General features: G+C 63.0%; 8 protein-coding genes. 2 read left to right on the top strand and 6 right to left on the bottom strand.

The window, feature by feature from the left end; translation table 11 throughout:
* Positions 1-88: 88 nt before the first annotated feature.
* Positions 89-1921, bottom strand: a complete 1833-nt coding sequence (locus LOC54_RS10330) for a glycoside hydrolase family 15 protein (protein WP_279313734.1) — start codon at positions 1919-1921, stop codon at positions 89-91.
* 78 nt (positions 1922-1999) lie between these two features.
* Here LOC54_RS10330 and LOC54_RS10325 point away from each other — a divergent pair, with 78 nt between their 5' ends.
* A complete protein-coding gene (locus tag LOC54_RS10325; protein WP_279313733.1) occupies positions 2000-3010 on the top strand; it encodes a mitochondrial fission ELM1 family protein in 1011 nt (336 codons plus the stop codon).
* An 8-nt stretch (positions 3011-3018) separates the two neighbouring features.
* Here LOC54_RS10325 and LOC54_RS10320 read toward each other — a convergent pair whose 3' ends face one another.
* From LOC54_RS10320 to LOC54_RS10300, 5 genes are all read right to left on the bottom strand, one after another.
* Complete coding sequence (locus LOC54_RS10320; RefSeq protein WP_279313732.1) at positions 3019-3294, bottom strand: GNAT family N-acetyltransferase; 276 nt, start codon at positions 3292-3294, stop codon at positions 3019-3021.
* Positions 3295-3342: 48 nt separating this feature from the next.
* Positions 3343-3885, bottom strand: coding sequence for a hypothetical protein (locus LOC54_RS10315; protein WP_279313731.1), 543 nt, complete (start codon positions 3883-3885; stop codon positions 3343-3345).
* 38 nt (positions 3886-3923) lie between these two features.
* Positions 3924-5081 carry a radical SAM family heme chaperone HemW gene (gene hemW / locus LOC54_RS10310; protein WP_279313736.1) on the bottom strand — a complete coding sequence of 386 codons (1158 nt, stop codon included), beginning with the start codon at positions 5079-5081 and terminating at the stop codon, positions 3924-3926.
* A 65-nt stretch (positions 5082-5146) separates the two neighbouring features.
* A complete protein-coding gene (locus tag LOC54_RS10305; RefSeq protein WP_408740341.1) occupies positions 5147-7147 on the bottom strand; it encodes a potassium transporter Kup in 2001 nt (666 codons plus the stop codon).
* A gap of 120 nt (positions 7148-7267) precedes the next feature.
* Positions 7268-7969 carry a YggS family pyridoxal phosphate-dependent enzyme gene (locus LOC54_RS10300; protein WP_279313730.1) on the bottom strand — a complete coding sequence of 234 codons (702 nt, stop codon included), beginning with the start codon at positions 7967-7969 and terminating at the stop codon, positions 7268-7270.
* Positions 7970-8118: 149 nt separating this feature from the next.
* Here LOC54_RS10300 and LOC54_RS12375 point away from each other — a divergent pair, with 149 nt between their 5' ends.
* Positions 8119-8568: a lysozyme gene (locus LOC54_RS12375; protein ID WP_408740340.1), complete on the top strand. Its 450-nt coding sequence runs from the start codon at positions 8119-8121 to the stop codon at positions 8566-8568.
* Positions 8569-8717: the final 149 nt, after the last annotated feature.

Below are 8717 nucleotides of genomic sequence, written 5' to 3'. Positions count from 1 at the left end.
GTCGAACAACCTTGGCGCATCATGTCAATCGGACTGCGCAATTGGGCGCATAGGTTCTAGCAATCAATGGTTGGTATAAGGGCCGCTTTTACAGAAGACCCGGCGGCTCGTCCGGTGCCGTGCCGCCGGCCTGCTGCATGTTCAGGAGATGCGCGGTCTGCACCAGGGCGAAATGGCTGAAGGCCTGAGGGAAATTGCCCAGCTGACGCCGTGAGGCCGGGTCATACTCCTCTGCCATCAGCCCGAGATCATTCGCACAGCCGGTCAGCTTCTCGAAATAGACGCGGGCCTCCTCAGTGCGGCCTTCGAGAATCCATGCGTCACACAGCCAGAAGCTGCAGGCCAGGAATGCGCCCTCTTCTCCGGGCAGACCATCCGCCTCCTCGCTGTCCGCCAGATAGCGCCAGACAAATCCGTTTTTGCGGAGCTGCTCCTCTATGCGCTTTACGGTACCCTTCACGCGCGGGTCCGAGGACGGGAGGAAGCCGAGCAGACTGATCTGCAGCAGGGACGCATCGACGCGGTCCGCGCCGTAATACTGCACGAAGCTGTTGATCTCCGCGTTGAATCCCTTTTCGCAGACATCGGCGTGGATTTCGTCGCGCACCCGCGTCCAGGCATCGATATTGCCTTCCAGTCCGAAATCCCGTGCGCTGGCGATGGTGCGGTTCAGCGCGAACCAGCACATGATCTTGGAATAGGTGAAGTGCTGCAGCCCGCTGCGGACCTCCCACAATCCGGAATCCTTTTCCTTCCAGACGGACATCACGCGGTTCGCCACGGCTTTCTGGAACGGCCAGGTCAGATCCATGTCCGGCAGCCCGTCGCGCCGGGCCATATCGAAAGCGCCCAGCAGGGAGCCGTAGATATCGAGCTGGATCTGGTCATAGGCACCGTTGCCCACGCGGACCGGCTTCGCCCCGCCGAATCCGGCAAGATGGGTCAGCTCATCCTCGATCAGGCGGCGCTCGCCATGCAGCCCGTACATGATCTGCAGTTCGTCGGGAGAACCGGCAGTGGCGCGCATCAGCCAGAGCAGCCAGGCATGGGCCTCTTCGGAATAGCCCGACATGACGAGGGCGTGCAGCGTCCAGACCGCATCCCTGATCCAGCAGTAGCGGTAATCCCAGTTTCTGACACCGCCGGGTTCTTCGGGCAGGGACGTCGTGGGGGCTGCGACGATGCCGCCGGTGGGGTGGTAGGTCAGGGCCTTGAGCACGAGCAGCGAGCGGCGGACGGTATCCTCATACGGGCCGGGGCAGGCGCAGCGGCTGATCCACTGACGTTCCTGCGCGATCGTGTGTCGCAGCAGGGCTGCCGGATCGCGCGGAAGGCCGGGCGTGATGTGAGAGGGGAACCACTCCAGAGTGGCGTGCACCTCCTGGCCTTCCGAGAGGGTCAGTTCAGCCGAGGTTGTATAGTCCGGGTTCGTAAGATCAATGCTGCTGCTCAGCCGCAGACCGTCCGGCCCGGCGGAGCACCAGACCGCGCCCTCGCGCCGTTCGGTCCAGGGGGCGTAGCGGCCATAGCCGCAGCGGATCCGGATTTCCGTGAACAGTTTTATCGTACCGCTGGCTCCCCGGACGATCCTGACGAGTTCATGCGTCTGGCCGTTTTCCGCGGGCGGCGGCATGAAATCGAGGATGACGGCGGCTCCGTCTGCGGTTTCGATGGTCGTTTCCAGCACCATCGTATCCGGGACATAGCGCCGGGAGACCCGTGCCTTTGCATCCGCCGCACGGAGCACCCAGCACCCGTTATCCGGCGTGCCGAGCAGCGAGGCCATGATGGCTTCCGAGTCGAAGCGCGGCATGCACAGCCATTCGATCGTCCCGGAGCGATGGATCAGCGCCGCGCCGTGCGCGTTGCCGATCAGCGCATAATCCTCGATGAGCGGGTCCTGAGCGGGGAAAGCAGCCATGTATCTTCCCTGTCCTTGAAAAGGAATCCTCGACGCCCTGAGGTAAAACGGGCATGGAGTCCTGGCCCGTAACGTGCCATGCGGACAGGAGAGTTCCCCCTGACACCGGAATGTGAAGCTGCGGCCCTGACTCTCATTGCCGAGGATCTGGCCGGTATGAAAAGCCAGGTCTGCGGTCTGGCCGGACATTTTGCGCTGTCGGCAAGGTTTCTGCCGGTCCGTATGAATGCGTTCCGCCGGCATGTTCCGGCCCGGTTCTGGCCATTCCCTTCACGCGCCGTGCGCGGCGTGCCGGAGACCGGTCCCGTGTTCAGCGTGGCCGGGAAGGGCGGGCGGGTCGGCGCGGCGCTGCGGTCTGCGATGCGGCCCGTGGTGCAGATCCAGAATCCGCGTCTGGCCCTGTCCCGTTTCGATCTGGTCGTGGCGAACGTGCATGATGAGATCAGCGGGCCGAACGTGATCCTGACCCGCACCGCATTACACGGGCTGACGCCGCAGGTTCTGGAGACGGCGCGCACGGAGTGGGCCGTGAGGCTGAAATCCGATGACCGCCCGCTTGTCGCCGTGCTGGCGGGCGGCACCAATGGCCGGTTCCGGTTCGGGGCGGAAGAGGCGCGGGCGCTGGTCCGCAATCTGCACTGCGCGCTGCGGTCGCTCAATGCACGGCTGTTTATCACGACCTCCCGCCGCACCGGACCGGAGGCGTCTGCCGCCCTGCGCGCCGCGGCTGCGGATTTCGGCGGGGAGATCTGGGAGGGCGGGGCGGATAATCCCTATCAGGGGCTGATTGCCTGCGCGGATTTCGTGATCGTCACGGCGGACAGCGTGTCCATGGTCTCGGAAGCCGTGGCCGGACCTGCACCGGTTTTCGTCGCGCGGCTGCCCGGATATTCCCGTCGCATCGGCCTGTTTCTCGAAACGCTGCGCAACAGCGGGCGCATCCGGTTTTTCGAGGATTTCCTAGAAGCCTGGCCGGTTGTCCCGCTTGACGACACGGCGGCGGCAGCTTCCGAGATCAGCCGCAGGCTCGGTCTGCCGCTGCGGCCGGAGGCCGGTTCCGGCATCCCGGATACGCAGAGCGGCGGCTGAACCTGCGGTCAGGGCGTGAGAAGATCCGCGTAGTCCGGATGGCGCCTGATCCAGGTCGTGATGTAGCTGCACAGGGAGACAACCTTCAGGTTTTTCTCCCGGGCCTGATCCAGGGCAAAGCGGGCGAGGGCTCCGGCAATGCCGCGCCCGCTGACGGCTTCGGGCACTTCCGTGTGCACGAAGGTTATGGTCCCGTCGCCGGATCTGTAGTCAATCACGCAGAGATGGCCCTCGGCCTCGGTTTCGAAACGGGATGCCCCCGGATTGTCGCGGATCTCATACATGGTGCGTTCCTCCTGAGATGACCGTCCCGGACAGTCATTTCCGGGCGATCATTCGTCGGTCCTGAGCCAGCCTGCCTTCTTGCGGAGCCATTCCAGTTCCAGACAGGCCAGAAGCCGTCCGGCCTTGGAGCTTCTGCGAAGCTGATTGCCCTGGCGTTCAAGCAGACCCCAGTGCATCAGGTCTTCCTCCACCTTGTTCGTATCATAGTGGAAGTTGTTTTCCTGAATAGACAGCAGGCGGCTGATGATTTTCGCAAGCAGCATCATGCTGTCGATCTGCCGCCCGAGCCGTTTGGTCCGGTCGCTCTGCATGTCGTGCCGGACCCGGAGATCGACATTCTCCTTCACCTGGTCCTCAAGGCAGAGGCCGACGATCCTGTATCCCAGACGGCGGAAGCGGATGGGGTACTGATCGGTGATCCACGGATCGCCGGACGGAGGATAGACCATCCATGCCACCGGGCGCAGGGCAGGGACCGGACGCAGCGGCTCATCGGCCATGTCGTCTCCGTCCTCTGTCCCGATACCTTCCGGGCTGATGCCTTCGGGCATCCCGTCCGGCGGGGTGGTGATATCCTCGGGTTCCTGCATTCCGGACCTGTTCTGTCGTTCGTCCCGTGTGTCTGGTCTCACAGAATGAGACGGGAGAGCAAGGCTTCCAGTATCAGACGACCGTGAGACGTAGTCCGCAGACCTTCCTCATCATACACTATCCAGCCCTCGCTGACGAACAGGGCGAGGGCATCGGGGGCCACGGCCCCGGACAGATCCAGCCCGGTTGTCTGCCGGAAGCTGTCCGCACGGACGCCGTCCTTGAGCCGCAGCCCCATCAGAAGCATCTCCCGGGCCTGCTCCTCCTGCGTCAGCGCGGTCTCTTCCGCCCGGGTATCCGCGCCGCCTTCGACGCGCTCCGCCCAGATCTCCGGCGCGCGATGGCGGCGGGTGGCGATGCGCTGTCCGTCCAGTGTGAGGCGGCCATGTGCGCCCGGGCCGATGCCCGCATAGTCCTCATACCGCCAGTAGGACAGATTATGGCGGCTTTCCCGGCCGGGCACGGCATAGTTCGAGACCTCATATCCCTCCAGCCCGTGCAGGGACGTCACCTCTCCTGTCAGCTCATAAAGCCGCACGGCGATGTCCTCTTCCGGCAGGACCAGCTTCCCCTGGCGGTAAAGCGCCTCGAATTTCGTGCCCGGCTCGATGGTGAGCTGATAGAGCGAGAGATGATCCGTCACGAGATCAAGCGCCCGGTTCAGTTCGGAACGCCAGGCCTCCGGCGTCTGTCCCGGGCGGGCGCAGATCAGATCGAAACTGACACGGGGAAACAGGCCGCGCGCCAGTTCCAGGGCGGCAATGGCCTGGGCGGCGGAATGGGTCCGGCCCAGAAGCTTCAGGCCGTCATCATCAAGCGACTGGATACCCAGGGAGATGCGGTTCACCCCGGCCTGACGGAAGGCGGCGAGGCGACCGGCCTCCACACTGGTCGGATTGGCCTCAAGAGTGATTTCCACCTCCGAGGCCGGGTTCAGGGCCAGGTCCGGCGGGAACAGACGGAACGCATCTCCGATCAGCTCCGCAACGCCGTCGGGCGGCATCAGGGACGGCGTGCCGCCGCCGAAGAATATCGAGGTCAGACGGCGCGGCCCGAGCCGGGCGGCTTCCCGCGCCAGCTCCGCCCTCAGGGCCGCGATGAAGCGGTCTGAGGGGATGACGTCCCGGACATGGCTGTTGAAGTCGCAGTACGGACATTTCGACAGGCAGAACGGCCAGTGAATATACAGAGCCAGCCCGCTGCCGGTCCCGGGCGGGGAAAACTCCGGGACCGCAGTTTCCGGGAGACCGGAGTGCTGCGTCACACCGAGACCTTGACCCCGAACTCCACGACCTTGTCAGGCGGAATCCGGAAGAAGTCCGTCACCGGTGTCGCGTTTCTGGCCATGAAGAGGAAAATCGACAGCCGCCAGTGCGTCATTTTCGACATAGGCGAGCGGACCAGGCGCTCACGCGACGTGAAATAGGAGGCCTGTGCGGCATCGAAATTCAGCCCCGCGGTCTTCAGATCCTGCAGCGCGCGCGGCACGTTCGGCGTTTCCATAAAGCCGTAGCGCAGGATGACGCGGCTGATATCCGGAGCCAGCTCAAGAGTGGCGGCGCGATGCCCCGGCGTGGCTTCCGGCGCGTCGATGTTCTCAACCGTCACGAACAGGACGTGATCGTGCAGGACCTTGTTATGCCGCAGATTGTGCAGAAGGCTCGGCGGCACGACATCGGGGTCCGATGTCATGAACACGGCCATGCCCGGCACGCGGATGATCGTGCGGGACTGCGGCAGCCGGGCCATGAAGGACGCCATGGGCAGCGCGTCCTGATTGCGGCGTGCGGCGATCAGGCTGCGGCCGCGCTTCCATGTGGTCATGGCCAGCGTCATGGCGCAGCCCAGCATCAGAGGCACCCAGCCGCCATCGGGGATCTTCATGGCATTGGCGGAAAAGAACGTGCTGTCGATCAGCAGGAACGGAATGAAGGTGCCGCAGACGGCGGCCGTGCTCCACCGGAACTGCAGACGGAACACCACGAAGCACAGCAGGGTGGTGCAGATGAACGTGCCGGTCACGGCGATGCCGTAGGCCGCGGCCAGACGGTCCGAGCTGCGGAAGGCAAGAACGAGGATGATCGCACCGACGGCCAGGAAGCGGTTGAACTCGGGCAGATAGATCTGGCCTTCCTCTTCCGCGTTGGTGTGGCGGATCTGCATGCGCGGCAGATAGCCGAGCTGAATGAGCTGACGGCACACCTGGAAACCGCCGGAGATGCCCGCCTGACTGGCAATCACCGTGGCGAACGTGGACAGGACCACCAGCGGGATCTGCATCCAGTGGGGGGCCATCAGGAAGAACGGATTGGCCAGCGCCTGCGGGTGCTCAAGGATCAGGGCGCCCTGGCCGAGATAGTTCAGCGCCAGGGTGGGCAGGACGAAGAAAGTCCAGGCGTAGCGGATCGGCCGGGCGCCGAAATGGCCCATATCGGCATAGAGCGCCTCAGCCCCCGTCACGCACAGCACGACGGAGCCGAGCGCGAGAAAGGAGAGAAATCCGTGGTAGATGGTGAACTTGATGGCGTAATAGGGCCAGATCGCCGCCAGAATGCCGGGGTGATGGAAAATCTGCACCAGTCCCAGCCCGCCCAGGGTTGAGAACCACAGCAGCATGACCGGCCCGAACACGGCACCGACCTTTCCGGTCCCGATCCACTGCATGCTGAACAGGCCGATCAGGATTGCGATGGCCATCGGCAGGATGAAATCCCCCGCGGCGGGAATGGAAATCTCCAGCCCCTCAATGGCCGAAAGCACGGAAATGGCCGGGGTGATGATCCCGTCTCCGAAGAACAGGCAGGCCCCGGTGATGCCGATCATGCCGAGCGCATAGCGCCAGCGGAGATGCGGTGTGGCGCGCTGGGCAAGGGAGGCCAGGGCGAGAATACCGCCCTCTCCGTTATAATCCGCGCGCATGACCAGCAGGACGTATTTGATCGTCACGATCAGGATGAGCGTCCAGAAGATCAGCCCCTCGATCCCGAGAATCTCCCAGGGCTGTGCCTGATGATGTCCTGAGATCGCCTGGATCGTGGAGCGCAGCGCATAAAGCGGGCTGGTTCCGATATCGCCATAGACAACACCGAGCACGCTGAGCACGGCCGCAAAGCCGACCGGAGCCGCCATATGGCTTGCCGTATCGGCGGCATATTCGCGCATCTCGGGCGTGGCGGGCGCGGCAGCGGCCTCGCCGGTTCCGGCCGTATCGCCTTTCGGAACCTCGCCGGAAGGTTCGGAAGAATCGGACTCAGTCGTCATGCAAGGACTCCGCTGACACGTCGATCAGAACAGAAAAAAATCCGGCCCGGAAGCTGCGAAAACGGCCGCAGCCCGTGTTGCCGGTCCCGCGGAAAGCGGCACGCAGAGCCGTTCCGCATATCAGGAGCGCTGCCCGAATATGGCAGTCCCGACGCGGACGTAATCGGCTCCGGCCATGATCGCGGCCGGGTAATCCGCTGACATACCCATAGAGCACACCGGCAGTCCATGCCTGTCGGCCAGAGTACGGAGATAGCTGAAATGCGGAGCGGGATTACCATCCGCCGGAGGGATGCACATCAGCCCTTTGAGGGCGGCTCCGAAGCGGGCCCGGCAGTCACGGATGAAGCCGTCCGCCTCCGCCCGGCAGACCCCGGCCTTCTGCGCCTCATCCCCCGTATTCACCTCAATGAGCAGATCCGGCACCCGGCCCGCCTTCTCCGCCGCCTTTGCAATGGCGTCCGACAGGGAGGGACGGTCCAGGCTTTCGATCATATCCGCGATCCGCACGGCCTCTGCCGCCTTGTTCGTCTGTAGCCCGCCGATCAGATGCAGCCGCAGATCGGGCCAGCGCTCACGCAGGGGCGGGAATTTCGCGGCGGCTTCCTGCACGCGGTTCTCTCCGAACACGCGCTGCCCGGCATCCAGTGCCGCGATCACGGCTTCCTGCGGGTGAAATTTGGAGACGGCAACCAGCGTGACGGCCTCTGCAGACCGGCCCGCCGCCTGTGCGGCGGCAGCAATCCGCTCCCGCACCTCATGCAGCGCGCTGCCGATCCGGCCGGTTTCCTCCGGAGAGAGGGGGGAATGTTCGGATGACATAATCTGACACATTGCGCGCACCGCGTATCCCGTCAAGTCAGGGCGGGTTCGCTTGCCTGCATGCATGGAGCTTCCGGTTATGATGACGTAAGCCTGAAGGGTAATCGGGAGAAGTTACAGGGATATGAGCGGAACACAGACAGCCGGAAATGCAGCATCTCAGCCGCCGGCCAACACGGACAAGACTCTCAGTGCCGGAGGAAGAGCGGCAATCGCGGCGCGTGAAGCCACAAGGCACGATTCCTAATAATGATCAGAATAATAATTGTACAATAGGGGTCGAGCAGTTACTTCATCAGGGTCCATGTAACGAACAGGATTCGAGGCTGCATCTGACAGATGAACAGATTCAACGGCAAATGGATTCGGATGTCCGAAGGTTCTCAAAAGCCGTTCGCAGGGGCATTCCGGCAAGAGATATAACGCAGAATCAGTTCGATGCTCTTGTGAGTTTCGCTTATAATGCCCCTCATCGTGTGACTGAGCACGCTCTTGAACGGGTTAACGCCGGTGATGATGCGGCAGCTTTGCAGATTATGAGGAGTGCCAATAAGACGCATGTAAAAATTAACGGTCATATACACTTTCAGGTATCTTGAGGTCTTGTAAACCGGCGTGATGAAGAGACGCTGCAGTATCAGAGGCCATGATGTATCGTATCGTTTTATTGTTAGGTTCTGTTGACAAAAGACGGTAGCCACAATTTTACGGCTGCGAGGTTAAGAAAGGCGAGAAACGATATTCTTGT

Origin of the sequence: Acetobacter sp. AN02 (assembly GCF_029759835.1) — a bacterium.
In the GTDB taxonomy this organism is placed as follows: Bacteria; Pseudomonadota; Alphaproteobacteria; order Acetobacterales; family Acetobacteraceae; genus Acetobacter.
This window is presented reverse-complemented; position numbering and strand designations above follow the sequence as displayed.